This is a genomic window from Parasediminibacterium paludis, from assembly GCF_042651445.1.
GTDB lineage: Bacteria > Bacteroidota > Bacteroidia > Chitinophagales > Chitinophagaceae > Parasediminibacterium > Parasediminibacterium paludis.
The window spans coordinates 197,259-220,324 of sequence record NZ_JBHSDC010000029.1 but is presented as its reverse complement, the minus strand read 5'-3'; the positions used below and the strand labels follow the sequence as shown (position 1 = coordinate 220,324).

The window sequence follows — 23,066 nt, the reverse complement described above, 5'->3', positions numbered from 1 at the left end:
ATATTAGCTAATGTAATTTTTTATTACGTCCACCATATAATCATAATGACTTTCATTTAAGCCTGGCCATACGCCCAGCCAAAACGATTGATTCATAATCATATCTGTATTTGTTAAATCACCTACTACTCTATGTTCTATACCTGCATAAGCTGGCTGTCGGAGTAAATTACCTGCAAACAATAATCGAGTGCCAATTTTTTTTTCTTCTAAATGTTGCACCAACATATGCCTATCGTTCGCGTCCCCTTCTCTTAGAGTCAATAAAAAACCAAACCAAGATGGATTACTGTGGGCTGTAGCTTCAGGTAAAATAAAAATATCTTCAAACTGCTTCATTTTGCTGTGCAACAGATCAAAATTCTCTCGCCGTTTTTGTATAAACCTATCAACTTTTCGCAATTGAGATAAGCCAATTGCTGCTTGCATATCCGTTACTTTCAGATTAAACCCAATATGTGAATAAGTGTATTTATGGTCATAGCCATATGGTAAAGACCCTAATTGCTGACCAAAGCGACAACCACAAGTATTATCCTTCCCTGGTTCGCAATAGCAATCTCGGCCCCAGTCTCTAAAACTCTCCGCAATTTTTACCAATTCTAGATTATTTATAATAACAGCACCACCTTCACCCATGGTTAAGTGATGCGCAGGATAGAATGAAAAGGTAGAAATATCACCCCAAGTACCTGTTTTTTTATCTCTGTAGGTAGCACCAAAAGAATCACAATCATCTTCTACCAACCACAAATTATATTTTTTAGCTACCCGCATTACTTCATCCAAATTAAATGGATTACCAAGCGTATGTGCAATCATGATCGCCTTTGTTTTGGGCGACACAGCGGCTTCAATTAATTCTGCTTTTATATTATGCGTAGCTACATCCACATCAACAAATACAGGAATGGCACCGAATTGGATTAAAGGATTAACCGTAGTGGGAAAACCTGCCGCAACAGTAATTACCTCATCACCTTTTTTAATAGCTCTATCGCCCAATTTTGGAGAAGTTAAGGCATAAAAAGCTACCAAATTAGCCGAAGACCCTGAATTAACAATCAAACATTTTGGTGCTGCAAAATAGGCTGCAAATTCAGATTCTAGGGCATTAGAAAACCTGCCAGCAGTTAACCATCCATCCGCAACAGCTTCTATGCCCATCAATAAATCGTCTTCTTCAATCACTTTTCCTGTAACTGGGATATATGTTTGACCTGCAATTACAGGCTTACTTGTTTTTAATTCTAACGTTTTACCATTAATCTGTACCATAGTAAACTTTATATGTGAATATTATTTTTTTTGATTGCCCAAGCAATCTTTTTATTAATCGCAATGTTTGTATAATCGTTTATCTGCTTAACACGTTTCTCGTATAAGTGTTGAGTATTATCTAATTCTTCTTTATATCCTTTTAGGGTAAATAAAACAGTCTCATCAAATGTTAAAGAGGGACGCCATTGCAATAAATTAACGGCTTTTGAAATATCCAACTTTAATAACGTCGCCTCATGTGGTTTATCAAGATTTTCTGGTATGGTATACCCACCCTTACTATCCAATTCCAAAATCTTATCTATTAAAGCTTTTACTGAAAAATTAGCTGTATCTTCTGGACCAAAATTCCAGCCGCCAGAGTACTTACGACCTTCCAACAATAATTTCGCACCGAGGTTTAAATAACCACTTAAAGGCTCTAACACATGTTCCCAAGGTCTTGTAGCGTATGGATTGCGAATAAATAATTTTTCATTCTTTCGATAAGCTCTAAAATAATCTGGGATAATTCTGTCCTTAGCCCAATCGCCACCACCAATTACATTCCCTGCCCTTGCACTTGCTACTAAACAAGTTCCTTCTAAACTGAAAAATGAATGTATATAGGAAGCAGTGATCAATTCAGAACAACCCTTGCTAGCACTATATGGATCTTTGCCACCCATCGGGTCATTTTCTCTGTAGCCCCACACCCATTCTTTATTATCATAGCACTTATCGCTTGTTACATTAATAGCTACTTTAACTGATGGTGTATGCCTCACAGCTTCAAAAAAATTCACAACACCCATTAAATTGGATTCAAAAGTACTATGAGGATCATCGTAAGATAATAATACTAATGGCTGTGCAGCTAAATGAAAAGCCATATCTGGCTGCACTTTGCTAAAATAGGCTTTCAATTTATTACCATTTCTTATATCACCTTCATAATGATGCATATGACTTGCAAGATCTGACTTTACAAAATTATCATCACTTGTGTAGGGAGGTAAAGCATAGCCATATACCTCAGCGCCTAATTGCTGTAACCATATGCATAACCAAGAGCCTTTGAAACCAGTATGCCCAGTTACTAAAACTTTTTTACCCTGATAAATATTCCAGAATGACATCTTGAAAGGTTAATTATGAATTACTGATGATGTATTATTGCCAAATCTTCCATTTAGCATTGCCGCTATTCCACAATTGCTCCAATTCAATTCTATCTCTTAGAGCATCCATTGGCTTCCAAAAGCCATGATGTTTATAGGCGGCCAATTGGCCATTATTAGCGATATCAATCAATGGCCTTTTCTCCCATTGTATATCATCCATATCGCCTTCAAGATATTTAAATATTCCTGGTTCTAATACAAAAAAACCCCCATTAATCCACATGCCATCCCCTTGAGGCTTTTCTACAAAATATTCGACATTGCCATTTCCATCCATCTCTATATTACCAAATCGTCCAGGAGTTTGTATGGAAGTCAAAGTAGCTAATCTACCATGGCTTTTATGAAAATTCACCAATTCGGCAATATTGACATCAGATACACCGTCACCATAAGTCAACATAAATGTTTCATCACCGATATATTTTTGAATACGCTTGATTCTACCAGCAGTGTTGGTGGTCAAACCTGTATCAACCAATGTCACTTTAAACGATTCGGTATTTGAAAAATGCACATCTACTTTATTTTTTTCTAACTCGATAGTTACATCAGAATTGTATAAGTAATAATTTAGAAAATACTCCTTAATTAAATGCGCTTTATACCCTAAACACAATACAAAATCGTTATATCCGTAGGTCTCATAAATCTTCATAATATGCCACAAGATAGGCTTACCCCCAATTTCTACCATTGGCTTGGGTCTTGCTTCAGTTTCTTCCATTAAACGTGTACCAAGCCCACCTGCTAATATAACGACTTTCATAAGGTATATTTTATTGACGATATATTTAAATAGAAATAACTATTTCTGACGATAAGGGATATGTACAACATAATTGATATTCATCTACAGTTAAATCTGGATGCTTAGGCAACACTTGTTTTACATTGCCATTGAGTAATTTGCCCTTACAAATAGAGCAGTTACCAGTTTGGCAAGAATAAGGCATCTCTATTAAGGCATCTAACCCAGCTTCTAAAATACTTTTACCTTTTACTACTTCAACAACTTTGTCTATTCCATTTTGATTTATGGTTACAAACTGTGTACGAATGTCTACAAAGTCTGCATCATTTTTCACTAACTCAAAATCTTCAGAAAAAATTTGTTCTAAATGAATTGTGTAAGTATTTAATGCCTTTTTTACAGCTAATTTAAGCCCATTAGGGCCGCATATATAATGTAAGGACTCTGTAAGGTCAAAATTTTTCGACAATGAATTGAGTACCAAGTCAGGTAAAATTCGCCCTTTCAGACAATATTTCTTTTGAATCGCTTCATCTAGTTGTGTATAAAAGTTCCAAACAGTAAATCTATCAGGATGCTGTTGTTGTAATATTTCTATTTGAGTTTTAAATATCACATTATCAATAGTTCGATTGCCATAAACAAGCACAACTTGGCAATGGCCACTATGTAACACCTGCTTTGCTATTGAGAATAATGGTGTAATGCCACTACCTGCCCCCCAGAGTACAATCGCATAATTTTCATATTTCGGTGCATTTGGCAGTACAAAATCACCCATCGGTTGCAATACTTCAATAACATCCCCAACTGAAACTATGTCACAGACATGATTAGATACGATTCCATGCGGCACACGCTTAACAGTAACTTCTAAAAACTTATCGATAACCGGTGTAGACGATAAAGAATAAGGTCTTAGATAGCGTCTCCCATTGATTTTAAAAATAAGTGTCAAATATTGACCTGGTAAATAAGCAATTTTTTTTAACCCGGGCTGTTTGAATACTAAAGTTACAGTGTCGTTAGTTTCAATGCGTTTATCAATGATAGATAAAGTATAAATAGTCATTAAGTATAGTTCTATATTAATTAAACTGGACGATTGCTTTAAGTTTAAACGTTCGAACTAATGAAAATATTTCTTGTAAAATCAATCCTTCGGATACATAGAATTATAGTACAAATAATTTTATTTTACTTGAGTCTAAATAGTCTTTTCAACCAACTTTTATTCTTTTTATCATCCTCTGTATAGCCGTAACCGTAACCAGCACCATAGCCATATCCGTAGCCATAGCCGTAACCATAGCCATAACCATAACCACCATATCCATAACCTATGCCTCTTGGTTTTAAGCCATTAAATACGATTGACATCCCATTAAATTTATTGTCTTTATGTAAAGCATCAATAAATTGTAAGTACTGTTTAGGGGTATAATCATGTCTAACTACATAGAGCGTCACAGGTGCATATTTTGATAGTAACATGGAATCTGATACCAAACCCGATGGCGGAGAATCCAGTATCACATAGTCATAATTAGCTTTCAATTGCTCCATCAATTCTGCAAATTTATTTCCACCAATTAATTCTGTTGGATTTGGCGGTATTGGGCCTGCACTAATATAAAACAGATCCTTAAAGCCATCAACAGGGTTTTGAATATCTTTTAACGAAGATTGACCAGATAAATAATTCGTAATACCCTTCACATTTCTAGAGAAACCTAAAGCCTCACTGATCTTGGGCTTTCGCAAGTCTAATTCTAACAAAATCGCTTTCTTACCAGTTAGCGATATACTGATAGCCAAATTAATACTCACAAAACTCTTACCTTCACCCGAAATAGAGGAGGTTAACAAGACTACATTGTTTGTTTCAGATAATCCAAAATAGCTCAAATTCGTACGTAAAATACGTATTTGCTCTGCGAGCGAACTACGTTTACCATCTTTTATAACAATTGTTTCATTTTTTGGCCCTTGCATCAATTCAGCAATCACAGGTACTGAAGTTGCATTAGTTATTTCCTGCCTAAATAAAACTTTACGGTTCAATTGTTCCCTAAAACTTATAATCAATAAACTCAAACCAATGCCAAGCAATATAGCAATGATGTAAACACTTGATTTAACTGGTTTAATGGGCAAGGTACTTCCACTTGGATTTTCTATTATTTTAGCATCAACAACCGCAGAAGCATAAGATAAAGTAGCTTCTTCCCTTTTTTGTAACAAAAAGGTGTATGCGGTATTCTTAATTATACCTACTCTACTAATTTTTACAAGCTCTCTTTCATTCTGTGGCAATGCTAATAACTGTGCATCATACTTAGCCCTTGCTAAGTCATTTTCTTTTTTGGCAACGTAATAATTATTGTAACTCGTTTGTATATTATCTAAAAGATCGCTACGTAGTTTCTCGATTTGAACTTGCAATGCAATAACACCATCATTTTGCGGTCCATTAATTCCCTTCTTTATATTATATTCTGTTTCTAAATCATGTAATTTAGCCAACAAGCTTAACAAAATCGGGTTGCTAGAAAATGTTGTTAATGCAGGAACAGTCCCTTGCTTATCTTTTTTTCCCAATACATACTCTTTCAGCTTATTTAATTCATCAAATTCGATATTAAGTTGGGTATTTAATTTTTCAGTAGCACTTACGTTATCTAAAAACTCTTTTGACTGAGTACTAATATCAATAATATGGTGAGCCTGTTTAAAATTCTCAACATTAATTTCTGCACTATCTAACTCTTTACTAAGGATTCGCAATCTATCTTCAATGAAATGAATAGTTTTAATAGAAGTTAAATTCTTTTCCTCTAATGAATTTAATTTGTATATCTCGAACAAGGTATTTAATACCCTGATTCCCTCTTTGGTATTGGATGTTTCTAAACTAAAATCTAAAATAGAAGTTTGTTTACTGCTAAGTGCAACATTTAAAGAACCACTAATTTGTTTTGCAATAGCCTGAGCAGGAAATGTTTGTATCAAAAAGGATTCATCATTTTTAGCTTTCATTTCAGTCATTCCTTTTTCTATATAAAAGCTATCTTGACCAATTAAAACAGTATCACCATACCTGTAAACCTTATTAGAAATTTTTATTGTTTTCGAATTTCCTATAAAATCAATTGGCTGAGGTTTACCGTTTCCAATAATACTATCTGGATGTAAAGCGACAAATGTGACAGGTACATCCTCTCGGTACACGGGTAAATCATTAAATCGACCTTTCACAGAATAGCGATAGTACATGTGTGCGTTTACTACCACCTTATACATCAAATTAGATGATTTCAAAATCTCCATCTCATTAGCAACATTTTTGCTACCACCAGTAACATTTAAAGCATCTAAAATTTTGGATTGATCAGAACCCATTTTGTCATCTTTAATAAATAATCTACCTTTTACTAGAAATACTGGCTTTTCGTAACGAAGATATAAATAAGCGCCACTAATACTTAATAATGTTAATACAATAAAAATGGGCAAATATGGCAAATAACGCTCAGCTATTTTCTTAAGAAAATTCGATTCTTCAATGCCTACAATATCATTACTAGCAGCCATAACGCGAGTGTATTTATTTTTTGAAAATACTATAAATTAAAATAACAGTAGATAATACTGAAGCAACAATTGGGATTAAAATAACTGCCTGAGAACTACTGTAGGCCTTTTGGTTTTTCGGCTCAACGTAAACAACATCATTATTTTGTAAAAAATAATAAGGAGAATTAAAAACTGAATTATCTAAGATATTGATACGATGGGCTAAGGAAGTACCTAAACTATCTCTAATTACCAAAATATTAGTACGATTGCCAAAAGTACCAATATCGCCACTTTGTCCCAACGCTTCTAAGAGAGTCAGCCGTTCATTGGTACTTGTAAATGTACCAGGATGACCAACTTCCCCTAATACCGTAATACGGTAGTTCATAAACCGGATATTCACGATGGGATCCTTTAAATAGGGCAATAACGCTGTTTCTAATTCTTTCGCAAGCCCTTGTTTGGTTTTACCAGCTGCCAGCACAGCACCGATTTTTGGTAAGGTGATCGTACCATCTCTTTCTACCAATAAACCAGGCGTTGCAGTAGCACCAGGAATAGCTGCTGCACCAGGAGCAGACATATTATTTATTGAAGAAAACAAAGCAGCACTTTGTGGATCAGCACTATTTATAATCACTGAAATAATGTCGCCTTTCTGGATTTTTGGAACAAAATCATTGTTTTTAATTACAAAACTAGTATCCTTAAGCGTAGGGAAATAGGTGATATTTTTATTACTCAAGCAGCTACTGAGAACTAATATAAAAGCTGCAGGCATTAAAATTTTTATGCCATTTTTAATACAAAAGAAAACCATATGAGACAATTTAATTCGATTTTATACTAGAACTTACCAATAATTTAAATTGTTATTCGTATAACTAGAGTTGCCATTGCAATTACCTAAATAATTTTAAAACTATGTTGTGAGTGTGAAGCTATAGTTGCCAAAGTTCAACTATAGCTTCGCTAGCCTCAGTTACAATCAACGGTTGGAAAATAGATATTTAGATTTTAAACTGAAGCTGTTCTATAATTAAAACTAAACAGTATATGCATTAGTTATGCCAAAATCGTATATTATAAGCGTTGCAAGGATAGCGTTTTTTTTAGTCACTTCAAAATCTTTATAACCGATCTAGGTAATAAATCCAGAATCTTAATAACCACTTAACATTAAGATAAATTAATTATTATCGTATGAATTGATCAAAATATTCAATAAGTAAGAGATTTTTAACTTTCTTGATTTGGCGCAAAATACCCATCTAGCCAAAACAAGATTAACAAAGTAAAAGGATTCCAGAGTAAGAACTTGATTGAGAGAAAGCGATATTGATTATTATTTGAAAAGTGGTAAAAAAAAATATCAATGATTAATGCAACTATTAATAATAAAATACATGTAATATACGCATAGAAAAACATTTTATATACCCAATTAGATTTAAGATACTTCATCCCCCAATTACTGATCAAAAAAACGACTATTATAAAACCTAAATCACAAAGGTTTTTTAAATTATCGGACAATTTCACATAGGTAGATGTGTAAAAAAATGCCTTTATATATATAAAAGAAACTAATAAAATTGTAAACAGAATGAATGCTTGTCCTATACATCTTTGTTTAAACATACTCTTTTCTTTTAGAAGCGTACCAAACCATTAATCCGAAAATACATCCATAAACAATCAAACTGAAAACATAATGATGTAAAATATCCGTGTACGTCTTGTGGTATATACTCAAATCTGCCAATATAGAACATCGTAAGACATTTAACATAAATACAATGCATATGCCCATGATTAAAAAACCTACCCGCCGTAAATAGCCATTAGGAAATGATACAATAAAGATACAATAGATTATAAAAGGCTCAAGCGCATTACAGCCGTCAGATATCCTTAGTATTTTACGGGTTCCCATGTAAATACTAGCATATCCCCCATCAGGGGTAGAAGTAAAAATATTAGCATTGTAAACAATAGACAATATTTTAGCAGTAGTTAATCCAGTAATCATGGTTAAAGGCTTGTCAATAGTCCGATGCGGTAGTAAATAAGCTTGATAAGCCAGTTTCCAAAAAACTAATATGATTAGTGCTGTGAGTATGAATTTACGTGCAGAAGTCGGAATTTCATTCCAAAATAATTTAAAGTCTGCTATAGGCGAAGTCATATATGGGGTTTTGTAAATTAGAGAATGAAAGTAAACAATTTTTCAGAAAGCTGTCTCAGAAAAATGAATCAAGCTTTTTAAGCGATAGATATTTTTTGGGTAACTCGACTTTTAACATCGGGAAAAGAAATACCCGAATTGTAGGCAATTAAATTACAATATGATGCATTTATTCGCTCTAAGTTCTTGATAGATTTGCTCAGAAGCATCTGATTTCCTAACTGTTTAAAAATAACGGTTAAGAAATACTTTGTTCAATTGATCCACTTTCCAATATTCCTGCATGATTAATAACAGAATAAAGGAGATATAAAACAACATTCTCGATTGCTATTATTTGTCACATGTATCACTATTATGATATTTTAACTAGCACTAAATGATGATACTATCCATTTTACTTAGGAGTTTGTCTTAAAACTTCCTTTTTGATATTTTTCCCTTTTTTGTCATTAATTAAATTCTACTTTTACAATAAAAATATAAATCATAGATAATGAAGTATATCCTAATAGTTATTCTTGCAACCATTGCGTACAACCCCCTTTTTTCACAATCAGACAATATTCAACTTGGTAGTAGGCAATATAGCATTTTAGATAGGCTTGAGATACAGATGCAAACCGATTCGGTGTTGAATTTCTCTGCTGTGAAGCCCTATAACCGCCAAACCATTACGCAAAGGCTAGAATACATCCAACAATTGGCCGACCAAGGCAAGATTAGCCTTTCCAAAGTAGACCAATACAATCTAAACCTATTGTTGCTCGACAATTTCGACCAACGCAGCAATTTGCAAGACACCACTCTAAACTTTAAAACCTTTTTTTCTGCCAAAGGCAAAACCAACCCTGCTTATCTAGGTGTGAAACGTGGGGATTTTTCGTTGTTTATCACCCCTGTTTTTAACATACAGGTTGGAAAAGACAATAACCTGTCTAAAAGTCTTGTAAATGGTTCTCGGGGTTTTTATACCCGTGGTCAGCTCACTAAAAACATTGGCTATTACACCTATTTTACCACCAACCAAGAGCGTGACCCTCTGTATGTGCAACAATATGAGCAAGCCCATAGTGCCCTGCCAGGTGCAGGTTTTTATCGCCTTGGCTTTAGCGCAGGTAATAACAATGGGGGCTATGATTACTACGATGCACGTGGGGGCATCAATTTTAAAATAGCAAAAGGTATTCAGGGGGAATTTGCTTATGATAAAGTGTTTATTGGCAATGGCGTGCGCAGTTTGATTTTAAGTGATTTTAGCAATAACTTCTTATTCTTTAAAATCAATACCCGCATCTGGAAGTTTAACTATTATAACTTATTTGCCCAATTGGTAGAAAGTTCTACGCTTAATGGGGCTAATTTCTTATTGCCTAAAAAATACATGGCTTTGCATTACTTGGATTTTCAAGTGTCCAAAAAATTCAACCTTGGTTTTTTTGAAGATATCATGTTTGGCAGAAGCAATGGCTTTGACTTGAGTTATTTAAATCCCATCATTTTTTATCGAGCCGCAGAGCTTGAAAATGGTAGCCCAGATAAAGTAACCCTTGGTCTTAATTTTAAATACAATGCATTGAAACATACCCAGTTCTATGGGCAGTTTATTTTAAATGAATTTGTGTTTAACGATATTATCCATTATTCAAAAGGGTCACGCTCTAATAAAGAAGCTTTACAGCTTGGTGTAAAACGCATTGATGTATTTGGTATTAAAAACCTTGATATCCAAGGCGAGATCAATATTATCCGACCATTTGTGTACCAACACTATGATTCGGTGGGTTCTTTTACCCATTATAACCAACCTTTGGCGCATCCAGCAGGGGCTAACCTAAGGGAGCTGATCGCTATTGTAAAATACCAGCCCATACCCAAGCTAACCTTACAAGGCAAGCTGATTTATTATGAGCAGGGTTTAGACAGTGCAGGTCTCAATTTTGGCGCCAATCCATTTAACTATTATAATAACGCCCCAAGAGCTTATGGCTTCTATATTGGTAGTGGTATCTTAGCCAAAACCATGCTCGCCAATGTCTCGGCCGCCTATGAAATTTTACCAAATATTTTCTTAGACGCCAACGCCAGCATTAGAACCTTTAAACGCGCCGACACCCCAACGACGTTTAGAAGTAATTTCTTTACCGTAGGCATCAGAATGAATATGCAAAAGCGAAGTTTTGACTTCTAAATAACTGATCAAAAAAAGGGATGCTGTAGCGCATCCCTTTTTTATTGTCAAAAGATCTAAGAAACTCGATCCTGCTGTCCCCGTCATTGCGAAGAATGAAGCAATCTGCTTTGTCTACAGCCTAGCCACCGTCATTGCGAGGCAAGAATCAATCTGCATTAAGCTAAAGTCAATAGACGACAGACAATAGAAAAGCTAACCTTGAATGAACAAATAATTTCATTCGTTTGGCCAAGTGCATTCCTCATAACAATTATCAAAATGATATGAATGACAAACAGATTGCTTCGTGCCTCGCAATGACGTTAAGTAAAATCGAGAACTTAAGAGTGCTTACCACTAAGTCGGTAGTTTAAATAAACCGCTTTTCTTAAGTGTAATGAAAAAAAATGAAATAAAACTAATTAGTATTCTCGAATAGAAGGCGCGCTGGCAAGGCCAAATCGAAGATTCACGAACACGAAAATCAAGCTAAAGAAAGTTCGTAAACGGCGGGACGCTTCGTGTTTGCCTAGACTTTTTTCTTTCTTTTTGTGGCAATGAAATGCTTTGCATTCACGAACACCATTAAAACAATAAAAGAAACGTGAGCTACAAAAAGAAAAAAGAAAATTGCTAAAAACCATCCGAAAAGTAATTAGCAATCCCGCATAAATGGAATAATGATAAAACCAAAGCAATCTGTAAAGTGAATCACCGAAAATAATCATTAAAAAGCTGATGGCGACCTGCCTCGCAATAACGGTGACGCTTCGCTTGGATATTTTACCACATAGACACAAAGGCACATAGAATGAAGAGGAATTTTAGAAAGGTGTATGCTTTGAAGTCCATAGACGATAGAAAAGCAAGGACAGAAGATGACGTGCCTTGCGATGACGTTACCTAACATCAAAACCTTAATAGCACTGTTTGTTTATCGCCTAATAGCGAAACAGGGGATTCAAAAGACATGCCTCGCTTGCAAAAAGAAAATAGAGGTTTTAAAATGCAAACAAATAAACGATTCAATATATAAATTATTGTTAAAACAGAAACAATCATCACATTATACTACCATAGCATGTATTTTAGATATGATATTATTTCCAAAACATTTATTCACCTAAAAAATTTATTATGAGTATTATCATGATTACGATCCATGATTTGTTAGCAGTAAAAGTAGAGATGCTCCATGAAATTAGAACCATCTTATCCACTGGTGTGGCAGCGGTGCCCCATCGCCAATGGTTAAAAACATGGGAAGTAAAAGAAATGCTCGGTGTATCATTAGGAACCTTACGCAATATGCGCAAGCGGGGCGACATAGAATATACCAAATTAGGTGGCTTGTTATTGTATAATTATCAGCATATCATGACGCTGATAGAGCAAAACAAACAACAAATGAACCCTAAAAAGTGCAAGTAAACCCCTTCACACTACCCATTTAGCGAAATACCCTATACCGATAAGCAAGCATACCAAAACTTTATCATTACTATCAAGCACTACTTTTTTAAGCTATCTAAAAATACTTATCAACTCATTAAAACTAATAAGCATCCACCGTAACATTCCTTACCTAACATAACGAGATTCAAGCAGCCTTTGCAAATAATCATAGGAACATTACCTAAGTTGAAAAAGCTAAGTGAATTGGCTTATTTAAAGCAGACGAAGGATTAATATTCAGATAATCCGTGATGCTAGGCATGCAGAATTACCAAGAATAAACAGTAACCTGCTAATTGGCTCAAACAGATGGCGACGTGTCTCGCAATGACGGTGACGCTTCGCTTGGATGTTTTACCACATAGACACAAAGGCACATAGGATCAAGCGGAATTTAAGAAAGATGGATTCTTTGAAGACGATAGTCGACAGTCCATCGACGATAGAAAAGCAAGAACAGATGGCGACATACCTCGCAATAACGGTGATGCTTCGCTTGGATGTTTTACCACATAGACACAAAGGCACATAGGATCAAGCGGAATTTAAGAAAGATGGATTCTTTGAAGACGATGGTAGACAGTCCATAGACGATAGAAAAGCAAGAACAGATGGGGAACTGCCTCGCTATAACGGCGCGCTTCGCTTGGATTTTTTTACCACATAGACACAAAGGCACATAGGATGAAGCGGAATTTAAGAAAGATGCATTCTTTGAAGACGATGGTCGACAGTCCATAGACGATAGAAAAGCAAGAACAGATAGCGACCTACCTCGCTATAACGGTGCGCTTCGCTTGGATGTTTTACCACATAGACACAAAGGCACATAGGATGAAGCGGAATTTAAGAAAGATGCATTCTTTGAAGACGATGGTAGACAGTCTATAGATGGTTGAAAAGCAAGCATATCTAAAATGATGATACCTCATTCCAAAGAATATGACCACCATTGATCTTTCACATGGTGAACCACCGACATTAAACATTAATAAGCTAATTGAGACAAACAGATTGCTTCGTCCCTCGCAATGACGTTAAGTAAAATCGAGAACTTAAGAGTGCCATTTATAAACAAAGTAATTACGAAGTATCAATTTCATGTTCATCGCATAGAATCAGATAACTAAACATAAAAAATAATCGGAATTGAACAGCCTAGCTATTAATTACAAATCTCGCATAGAAGGCGCGCTGGCAAGGCCAAATCGAAGATTCACGAACACGAAAATCAAGCTAAAGAAAGTTCGTAAACGGCGGGACGCTTCGTGTTTGCCTAGACCTTTTTCTTTCTTTTTGTGGCAATGAAATGCTTTGCATTCACGAACACCATTAAAACAATAAAAGAAACGTGAGCTACAAAAAGAAAAAAGTTTACCAAATAGAGTTCTCAAAAAACAATTGACCATCCCGACTAGATGCTACTAAATCAAGAATAAAGGAATCATAAATGTTTCACAGAGAGAAGTACCCAAATTAAACATTAACAGGCTAATTGAGACAAACAGATTGCTTCGTGCCTCGCAATGACGTTAAGTAAAATCAAGAACTTAAGAGTGCTTACCACTAAGTCAGTAGTTTAAATAAACCGCTTTTCTTAAGTGTAATACGAGAAAAATCAAATAAAACTAATTAGTATTCTCGAATAGAAGGCGCGCTGGCGGACAAACGGGCGGAGCCATCGGGTTGTCCTAGCCTTTTTTCTTTCTTTTTGTGGCAATGAAATGCTCTGCATTCACGAACACCATTAAAACAAAAAAGGAAACGTGAGCTACAAAAAGAAAAAGCTAACCAAATAGGGTTCTTAAAAAATAATTAACCATCCCGCCTATAAAGCATTTTTATAAGACTAAAGCAATTCACAAAGCTTCCATAGTGAATTATCAAAATTTTCAACCGAAAAGCTGATGGTGACAAAAAGATGGCTTCGTGCCTTGCAATGACGGTGACGCTTAAATATTTTACCTCATAGGCACATAGGATGACTATGATTAAAATTGACAGCCTAGGGATGCCATTTAGGTGGTGAATATCACCCTTATTCCCTAGGTATAGCCGAGGTATACCCGAAGTATGGATAGTGTATGGGGAGTGTATGAAAACCATTACTAAAAAAAGCCCCTGATAGCAGGGAGGCTACCAAGGGCTTTGTACTAACTATTTACCTGTTAAAAAAGGTTCAATAAGGTTAAAACCAACTACCGATAAACGCGTCGTTGACTTTTTGATTGGCGTTCATTTTTCTGGCACGTCTTGCGCGTTTCACAAGATGCATCACCATGGTAATGAGCATTAATGGAATAAACAAGATAGTAACTGGTGGAATACCTAGCATACTGATCCATTTACCGCCATACATATTACGCATGGGTCTGCGTAAACGTTCTGCTATTAAGTACATGGCTGGTACAACTACCAAGGTCATGAAGAAGGCGAAGGCCAAGCCAAAAATGATGGTCCAGCTCAATGGTTTCCAGAATACCACATTGTCGCCCCCAAAATAGATATGTGGGTTAAGTTCGCTAAACAAGGCCACGAAATTGATATTGAAGCCTACAGCGATAGGAATAAAGGCCAAGATGGCTGCCAAAGCGGTTAACAATACTGGGATAATCCTTGTTTTACCTGCTTGTACCACCGCTTCTCTGGTTTTTAAACCACGGCTTCTTAACTCGTCGGCAAACTCGATTACCAAGATACCATTTTTAACCACTATACCTGCCAAGCCTACAATACCTAAACCGGTCATTAATACCGATACTTCGATACGGCTGATAGAGAAGCCAATAAAGACCCCAATGACACTGAAAATAATCTCCGTTAAAATGATGACCGACTTACTAATGCTGTTAAACTGTAATACCAGTACCAATAATATTAAGCCTAAAGCCACGAATAGTGCATTGAGCAAGAAAGCACCTGTTTCAGCTTGTTGTTCACCTTCACCCGTTTGCTTGATGGTAACACCATCGGCTTTGCCCTTAAAGCTATCGAGATAGCCCTTGATGACTTGGTTAACAGCGGTGGCATTGTAACCTTGTGTGGTAAGAACATTAGACACTAGGCTAATGACACGCTTTTGGTTTTTACGTTTCACGCTACCTAAGGTGCTGGTCGGTTCGGCCATTACCAAGGAACTAATCGGTATATTTTTAAAGCCCCCTGTAGAGAAGTCTCTGAAATAAATCTTCATGTTTAACAACTCTACTAGGTTTTTGCGTTGTACCTCGTTGTTGCGCAATTGTATTTTATACTCTTCTTTGCCTTCTTTAATTTTTGATAATTCTTTACCAAACAAGGCGGTACGAATAGCCAAACCAATTTGTGCGGTAGACACCCCTTCGGCCAAAGCTCTTTCTCTGTTGACGGTTAAGGTGATTTCAGGATTGGTTAAATCCACATCCATTTTTAATTCTTCAACGCCAGGCACTTGAATAGAATCTAAATAGTTTTTCAAGCTCACGGCTGTTTTTAGCAAGCCATCAAAATCTTCACTAGACACTTCAATATTAATTGGAGGATCTGTTGGCGGGCCCGCACTCTCTTGGTCTACAGTAATTTGCGCACCTGGAACACCCTTCATTTGAGCCCGAATAGAATCTAAGTAAGGTCGGGTACTTACACCATGGCGTTTCTCAAATTCTACAAATGATACTTGGATACGACCTAGTTCGCTGCGGGTACTTCTATCGCCACTGCTTGGGTCGCTAGCGCCAAGGGCTACGTTGCTGATAACACTTTCTACCACGGGGTTTTTCTTACCATTGTCTACGCCCAATACCGTATTCACGCGCTTTTCTAAAACTTGTGTTACACTATCCGTATATTTTACATCGGTACCTACGGGTAGTTTTAAGTACACAAATACTTGGTTAGGATCGCCCTTAGGGAAGAAGCTAATAGGTATTTTACCAGCGCCAATGAGCGCACCAAATACAAATAAGGAGACAAAGAATAAACCAATTACACCTAGCAATACATAGACTGGTCTCCAGCCTTGTAATACATAGCGCAATAGGCTTTCGTAATGGTTCATGATCCATGGCAAAGCCCTGTTTTGGAAGGCATGGATGGCGCCATCTAACACATAGCTATTAAATACCATTAGGATGGCAGATAGCATTAATAAGTTGGCAAAGAACATATTGATGGTACCACCACCTTCGGTGATTACCATTTTATTAGGAAACATAACCGTTACATAAGCGATTAACGCACTAGCTACTAAAAACAAGAAGAAGGGCTTTTTAAATACATCGCTTTTCTTTTTTTCGCCACCATCTTCTTCATGGTTCATGAAATCTACCGCAAATACGGGGTTCATGATAAAGGCTACTACTAAGGAAGCTGCCAAGGTAAAGATGAGCATGGTAGGTAAATACACCATGAACTTACCGATAATACCGGGCCAAAACAACAATGGGAAGAAGGGGGCTAAAGTGGTTAAGGTACCTGCCAATACTGGCACAAAAACTTCCCCTGCAGCCATACGTGCCGCAAAGTAGGAACTGATTTTACCCTTACCTTCTACAAAGATGCGGTGGGTATTTTCTATCACCACGATGGCATCGTCTACAATAATCCCTAGGCCAAATAGCAAGGCAAATAGTACCATGAAATTGAGGGTAACGTGGGTACCTATGATTAAATCGGCACCGGGCAAAAACAGGAAGGCCACAAACATACTCAGCGGCACCGATAGCGCCACAAAGAAGGCATTGGTAACCCCCATGAAGAACATCAGGATGATTAATACCAAGATAAAACCAATGATGATAGAGTTTACCAAATCGGTGAATGAGGTTCTTGTTTTAATGCTTTGATCGCCTGTGACTACCGCATTTAAATCGTTAGGGAATAAAATGCCCTTGCCTTCGCTCACCACTTTTTTAACGCCATCACTTGTTTCAATGAGGTTCTCACCACTACGCTTAATGATGTTTAAAGTCACCACATTTTTACCATCTAAACGCGCATAACTCTCCCGCTCTTTGGTGGTATCGATGATGGTGGCGATATCTTTAAGGTAGATAGGCGCACCGCTAGTATTGCGCAAGACAATTTTTTGGATGTCGGCAGCCGTTTTTAACTGGCCTTTCAACTGGATATTACGACGCATGGTACCAACTTCTAGCAAGCCGCCCGATACGTCTAGGTTTTCACGTTGTACCGCATTGGTAATATCGTCAAATGTAACGCCTGCGCTTTGCATGCGGTAGTTGTCTACATTAATTTGGAACTCACGTTCAGGTGCGCCTACAATGTCTACGCGGTTAATTTGCGGCAAATCTTCTAATTTGTCTTTCAAATCATCGGCATATTTTTTCAGCTTTACGAGGTCGTAATCACCACTTAGGTTCACGTACATAATGGGCTGATCTGATAGGTTTACCTCAAGTGCAGTAGGCTCTTGCGTTAAATCTGTTGGCAAATCTTGCTTGGCCTTATCGATGGCATCTTTAACTTTTTGCAGCGCAACATCGGTTTTAACATCGGTATCAAACTCTACCGTGATGGCACTATAATCTTGCTGTGAGGTGCTGGTAAACTTTTTAATTTTTGCCCCTGTAATGCTCTTGATTTGTTTTTCGATAGGGCGTGTTACAAGGTTTTCAATATCCTTAGGTGAGTTACCTACATAGATGGTTTGCACATAAATGGTAGGGATCACAATTTCAGGAAACTGCTCTTTGGGTAGCGTTACAAACTTTATAATACCAATAATGGATACAAAGACCATTAGGAGGTAGATGGAAGTTTTGTTTTTGATACTCCACGTGGTAGGACCAAATTCTTTGAATTTTTCCTTTATGTTTTCGAGTACACTCATTTTGTTTTGTTTTACCACATAGGCACATAGGCACATAGTGGGGTGAAAGTTTTAGTTATTAAATTAAGGCAATAAGGTGTACAAATCGTTCACCATTGTTTTTTGCCCTTCTTTAAAAATATTGGTACAGTTAAAGTTGATAAGTATGCCTTTTGGCTTTTCTAGCAACTTTAAATAGGTAAGCAGTTGTGCTTGGTGAACAGGCATTATTTTTTCAACCGCCTTCAGTTCAACAACCATCAAATCCTCTACAAGCACATCTAACCGTAAGTTAGCACTCAACTGTTTTCCTTTATAAACAATAGGCACTTCAAGTTCTGATTGGTAACGTAATTGCTTACTTGCCAATTCTTCAACAAAGCAAGTATGATATACGCTCTCTAATAATCCAGGCCCAAGCTCTTTATGCACTTCTATCGCACAACCCATTATTAAGTAAGTTAAATCGTCTATATCTTTTTTCGTTACCATATCCTACTGTGCCTATGTGTCTATGTGGTTAAACCTTCTACTTAGTTGTTAGCAACTGCCCATCATACAAACCTTGAAAGCCTTCTGTTATTACTGCATCGCCTATTGCTAGGCCAGACAATATTTCTACTTTGTCGCCATACAATTCGCCGGCTTTCACTACTTTTTTCTTGGCTATTAGTTTGGCACCTTCTTTTACGGCTACCATTACATACTTGCCTTTTTCATCGTTTTGCAAGGTGTTTAATGGCACTACCACGGCGTTAGGATTGCTATAATCTTGGATATTGATTAATGCCAACTGATTGGGGTGGAAGTCTTTATCGGCAGGTATTTTAGCTTCTACATAAAAACTTCTGTTGCCCGCATCTATCAATTTACTAGCAACATTGATGGTGGCGGTAATGGTTTTGTGAATATCTGGTAATGTCACATTGAGCTTACTACCTACACCTACTTTGTTCAAGTAGTTTTCTGGTATTTGCACCGTTACTTTTAGGTTATCGGTATTTACGATTTTAATTTGTGGTACTAAGCCAGCCACACCTGTAAAAAATTCACCCACTCTGATGTTTACCTCATCTGCCACACCGCTTACATCGGCATAGACATTTGAGAAACCTAGCTGTTCCTGGTTGATTTTAATTTGCTCTTCGGTTGTTTTTACCTGCGATTCTAGGCTTTCAACATTGTTCTTAGCCGTAATTAACTGAACTTCTGTACCAATGCCTTGGTCCCACAAGGTTTTTTGCTTTTGGTAGATGGTTTTTGCAAAGCTTAACTGTGTTTTTTGTGTTTGCAAGCCTTGTTCGGCAGCTACCACACTTTGTTTTGCAATGGCATTGTCTAATTGTAGTAAAAGCTGTCCTTTTTTTACAATATCCCCTTTTTTTACCAATACGGCTTTTACCTGACCGCCACCATTTCTTGGTGTTACATAAGAAATATTTACCGCTTCTATTTTACCTTGTAGGTCGATATAGTGCGTAAAGTTTTCAGTAGCGACGGGCGCAATAGCTACGAGTTTGGTTTGGGCCGCTTTTACAGAAGCAGGGTCTAGCTTTGCAATTTCGGCTTCCAATGAGGCAATACTTGTAGTTAGGTCTGATTGTTGTTTTTTTAGCTTTTCAAGGTCGGCTTTTTTCTTAGCGACGTCGCTACCGCCACAAGCAGCGATGGCTACTAGTGCTGTAAATAGCATGATTTTGTTTATGTGTTGCATATGGATGTTTTTATGTTTTAGAATGATGAATTATAATTTACCAATGGCTTTTTGATAATCAATTTTAGCGATAATGGCATTGTACAAAGCATTGATATAATTGCTTTCTGCTGTTGTTTTATCGGTTTGTGCTGCTGTAATTTCTGTATTGCTGCCCACCCCTGCTTGAAACTTCTTAATGGTTTGGTCGTACACCGTTTCAGCCAATTCTTTGTTCTGTCTTTGGTCGTCGATAGCAGCCAAAGCCACTTTAAGGTTCATGCTCGCTTGCGATACTTCATAATCAATTTGGTTTTTGAAGTTGGCAAGCGTGTTGTTGGTTTGTGCCAAGCTGATTTGTGCTTGTTTAACGCGGGCATCTTTGGCAAAGCCACTAAAAATGGGTACTGAAATATTTAAACCCACAGAGGACACGGTAAACCAATCGCCATTACCAAAAAAGTCGAACTTGTTGCGTTGTGCATTTTTGGCATAGTTGCCACTTAAAGCCACGGTAGGTAGGTAACTAAGCTTGTATCTGCGCACATTGTATTCGCTGAGTTTTTTACCTAGTTCGGCATATTGATAGTCTTTACGGTCGCTGTATTGGTAAGCGTCTACTAGTACACCTGCTTTAATTTGGTCTTCCGTAATATCATCTGTTAACACTAGCGAATCTTGTACAGGCATACCCATTAATACTTTTAAACCTAGGTAGCCCACGGCAATGGCGTTCTCGGTACTGGCTTTTTGGGTTTTTAAGTTGGCTAGCTGTACATTAATCTTATTGATGTCAAGCTTTTCAGCAAAGCCGCTTTGAAACATGGCTTTGGTATCCACCAATAATTTTTCGAGGCGGGTGATATTGGCATCCACGATGCGTAATTGTGTTTTACCCACTACTAACTGGTAGTAAATTTTGTAGATATTGGTTTTAATGGCTTCTTCGGTTACTTCCACATTTTTAGTTTGAAAGTCGATAGAAGTTTTACGAGCTTGCAAACCAATAAATACTTGCCCATCGAATAAAAGTTGCTGCAACGATACGGCCGCTGTGGTATTGTACTTGGTACCAAATTGTGCTGCAATGCTACCAAAGCTAGCAGGCATCATGATTGGTTGGCCCGTATTGCCATTTCTGACGCCTTCATTTACCAAAACACCGTAGGTGGCTGGCGAAATAAAGTCTGGTATGTTTTGTACGGCAATGTTGGGATTGTACACACTGCTAATATTACCACTTACAGTAGGCAAAGCCGCTGCGGTAATCTCTTTGTTGACTTGCTCTTGGTTTTTTAAGTTAAGCAGCGCATTTTTTACCTGTACATTGTTTTTGGAAGCGTAGTCTACCGCTTGCTGCACAGAAAATGCATACTTGTTTACCGTTGGTGTTGTTTGGGCAGTGGCGCCAAAAAATACCAACAATACCATACAAAACATGCTTTTTTTTAGGAATTGTTGTTTCATTGTTTGTTTATTTGTTTTCGCGTTCTTGTTTATATTTTGTAAGTAGTTCCTTGCCTTGGGGTGTGATAGCGCCGTGTAGAAAAAAATCGTTGAGTTCTTTTTCGATGGTAGAAAGCCCATACTTATGAACAAATTCTGTATCGTGTAGAATAGATATTACTTCTAGCTGCAATCTGGCAACGATATCTATTTTCATATCTGCCCGAAAAAGCCCTTCGTTGATGCCCCGCTGCAAGCTGTTTTTGATCATTTCAAACACAAATTCTTTTTTGTGCTTTTCTAGCTCGCCATATACTTTTGGGTGGTAGCGGTTGATGTCGTGCAAAATAGAAGGGTTCATTTTGTTAAACATTTCTTGTACAACATCGCTACATAAAAACTGCTCGTGTACCGCATTCTCCGACCGGTCTCTGCTACCCTCACATGCTGTTTTATTGGCATTAATCATTCGGTTAAACACAGCCGACACCAATTCATCTTTATCCTTATACGATTGGTAGATTGTTTTTTTAGATATCCCAAGATGGCCAGCTATTTCATCCATCGTAATGCTTTTAATGCCGTAACGCATGTATAGCTCATGGGCTTTTTCTAATATTCTGTCCTTTATTTCCATTTTATGAAGTAATTACGAGGCAAAACTAAGGAAACTTTTTTCGTTGTCAAAGTTTCCAAGCAAAGTTTTTTCATTATAAAATTGTTACGCACCGTTTTTGTATGCCTAATGCCAATACTTATCAATTACTTGCATGTGTGAAAACTTAAAAAATCGTTCTCCCTTTTTTGTGATTTACTTTACCGGATAAATTATTGGTTATGATGTTTGATAAAGAGCGCCGAAAAGCAGCTACCAAAAGTGTGGTTGCTAGATTGTTACAATTTTTTTTACAAGGCTTAATCGTTATAGCACCGATTGGTATTACCATTTGGGTGGTATTAAGTTTGTTTAACACTGTAGACAATTTGTTGCCGAATTTATTACACAGTATTTTGCCAAAATTGATTGAAAAAGATGCTGACGGTAATTTACAAAAGCTACCAGGTCTCGGCTTTGTAGTGGTTATTGGGATGGTGATAACCATTGGTTGGTTATCTTCTTCGTTTGTAGTAGGAAAATTGGTAGACCTTTTAGATACTATTTTAGAGCGTACCCCTGGCATTAAATTTATATACACTTCTGTTAAAGATTTTTTTGAAGCATTTGCAGGCAATAAAAAGAAATTTGACAAACCCGTGTTGGTGAATGTCAATGGTGATGATACTTGGCGAATGGGATTTATTACGCAGTCGTCTTTGACACAATTTGGATTAGACAATCATGTGGCAGTCTATATTCCCTATTCCTACGCCATCAGTGGTGTTACCTATTTTGTTCCACAAAGCAAAGTGAAATTGCTGTCTAATATTAGTGGTGCAGATGCGATGAAATTTGCGATAAGTGGCGGTGTTACGGAGGTGTAAGCAAATTTTTGTCAGCTACCCAAGATCTTAGCGCATAATCGTA

Annotated in this window: 15 protein-coding genes; 3 read left to right on the top strand and 12 right to left on the bottom strand. The window is 36.9% G+C overall.

The genetic code is table 11. From position 1 onward, the window contains the following. Positions 1-3 precede the first annotated feature (3 nt). The 7 genes from rfbH to ACFOW1_RS14775 all read right to left on the bottom strand — a co-directional run bounded on the left by rfbH (position 4) and on the right by ACFOW1_RS14775 (position 8,965). Entirely contained in the window at positions 4-1,278 is a 1,275-nt protein-coding gene (gene rfbH, locus ACFOW1_RS14805) for a lipopolysaccharide biosynthesis protein RfbH (RefSeq protein ID WP_379015339.1), read from the bottom strand. Positions 1,279-1,286: 8 nt separating this feature from the next. Beyond that, positions 1,287-2,399: a CDP-glucose 4,6-dehydratase gene (gene rfbG / locus ACFOW1_RS14800; protein ID WP_379015337.1), complete on the bottom strand. Its 1,113-nt coding sequence runs from the start codon at positions 2,397-2,399 to the stop codon at positions 1,287-1,289. Positions 2,400-2,433: 34 nt separating this feature from the next. After that, on the bottom strand, positions 2,434-3,213 hold the full coding sequence (gene rfbF, locus ACFOW1_RS14795) for a glucose-1-phosphate cytidylyltransferase (protein WP_379015336.1): 780 nt from the start codon (positions 3,211-3,213) through the stop codon (positions 2,434-2,436). Positions 3,214-3,238: 25 nt separating this feature from the next. Further along, on the bottom strand, positions 3,239-4,270 hold the full coding sequence (locus tag ACFOW1_RS14790) for a ferredoxin--NADP reductase (RefSeq protein WP_379015334.1): 1,032 nt from the start codon (positions 4,268-4,270) through the stop codon (positions 3,239-3,241). A gap of 125 nt (positions 4,271-4,395) precedes the next feature. Beyond that, positions 4,396-6,792 carry an exopolysaccharide transport family protein gene (locus ACFOW1_RS14785; protein ID WP_379015332.1) on the bottom strand — a complete coding sequence of 799 codons (2,397 nt, stop codon included), beginning with the start codon at positions 6,790-6,792 and terminating at the stop codon, positions 4,396-4,398. A 13-nt stretch (positions 6,793-6,805) separates the two neighbouring features. Further along, complete coding sequence (locus ACFOW1_RS14780; protein WP_379015331.1) at positions 6,806-7,522, bottom strand: polysaccharide biosynthesis/export family protein; 717 nt, start codon at positions 7,520-7,522, stop codon at positions 6,806-6,808. An 888-nt stretch (positions 7,523-8,410) separates the two neighbouring features. Then, on the bottom strand, positions 8,411-8,965 hold the full coding sequence (locus ACFOW1_RS14775; RefSeq protein ID WP_379015329.1) for a hypothetical protein: 555 nt from the start codon (positions 8,963-8,965) through the stop codon (positions 8,411-8,413). 496 nt (positions 8,966-9,461) lie between these two features. Here ACFOW1_RS14775 and ACFOW1_RS14770 point away from each other — a divergent pair, with 496 nt between their 5' ends. Both ACFOW1_RS14770 and ACFOW1_RS14765 read left to right on the top strand, forming a co-directional pair. Next, positions 9,462-11,156, top strand: a complete 1,695-nt coding sequence (locus tag ACFOW1_RS14770; protein WP_379015328.1) for a hypothetical protein — start codon at positions 9,462-9,464, stop codon at positions 11,154-11,156. Between the two features lie 1,119 nt (positions 11,157-12,275). Further along, positions 12,276-12,569: a helix-turn-helix domain-containing protein gene (locus tag ACFOW1_RS14765; protein ID WP_379015326.1), complete on the top strand. Its 294-nt coding sequence runs from the start codon at positions 12,276-12,278 to the stop codon at positions 12,567-12,569. A gap of 2,212 nt (positions 12,570-14,781) precedes the next feature. On the opposite strand, the gene ACFOW1_RS14760 is transcribed toward ACFOW1_RS14765, so the two are convergent. The 5 genes from ACFOW1_RS14760 to ACFOW1_RS14740 all read right to left on the bottom strand — a co-directional run bounded on the left by ACFOW1_RS14760 (position 14,782) and on the right by ACFOW1_RS14740 (position 22,178). Next, entirely contained in the window at positions 14,782-18,423 is a 3,642-nt protein-coding gene (locus ACFOW1_RS14760) for an efflux RND transporter permease subunit (RefSeq protein ID WP_379015324.1), read from the bottom strand. Positions 18,424-18,486: 63 nt separating this feature from the next. Further along, positions 18,487-18,894 carry a GxxExxY protein gene (locus tag ACFOW1_RS14755; RefSeq protein ID WP_379015322.1) on the bottom strand — a complete coding sequence of 136 codons (408 nt, stop codon included), beginning with the start codon at positions 18,892-18,894 and terminating at the stop codon, positions 18,487-18,489. Positions 18,895-18,931: 37 nt separating this feature from the next. Then, positions 18,932-20,116 carry an efflux RND transporter periplasmic adaptor subunit gene (locus ACFOW1_RS14750; RefSeq protein ID WP_379015320.1) on the bottom strand — a complete coding sequence of 395 codons (1,185 nt, stop codon included), beginning with the start codon at positions 20,114-20,116 and terminating at the stop codon, positions 18,932-18,934. 30 nt (positions 20,117-20,146) lie between these two features. Beyond that, positions 20,147-21,562, bottom strand: coding sequence for a TolC family protein (locus ACFOW1_RS14745; RefSeq protein WP_379015319.1), 1,416 nt, complete (start codon positions 21,560-21,562; stop codon positions 20,147-20,149). A gap of 7 nt (positions 21,563-21,569) precedes the next feature. After that, the gene (locus ACFOW1_RS14740) at positions 21,570-22,178 is read right to left on the bottom strand and encodes a TetR/AcrR family transcriptional regulator (protein ID WP_379015317.1); all 609 of its coding nucleotides are present in this window, start codon (positions 22,176-22,178) and stop codon (positions 21,570-21,572) included. A 200-nt stretch (positions 22,179-22,378) separates the two neighbouring features. Here ACFOW1_RS14740 and ACFOW1_RS14735 point away from each other — a divergent pair, with 200 nt between their 5' ends. Continuing rightward, positions 22,379-23,023, top strand: coding sequence for a DUF502 domain-containing protein (locus tag ACFOW1_RS14735; protein ID WP_379015315.1), 645 nt, complete (start codon positions 22,379-22,381; stop codon positions 23,021-23,023). Positions 23,024-23,066 lie beyond the last annotated feature (43 nt).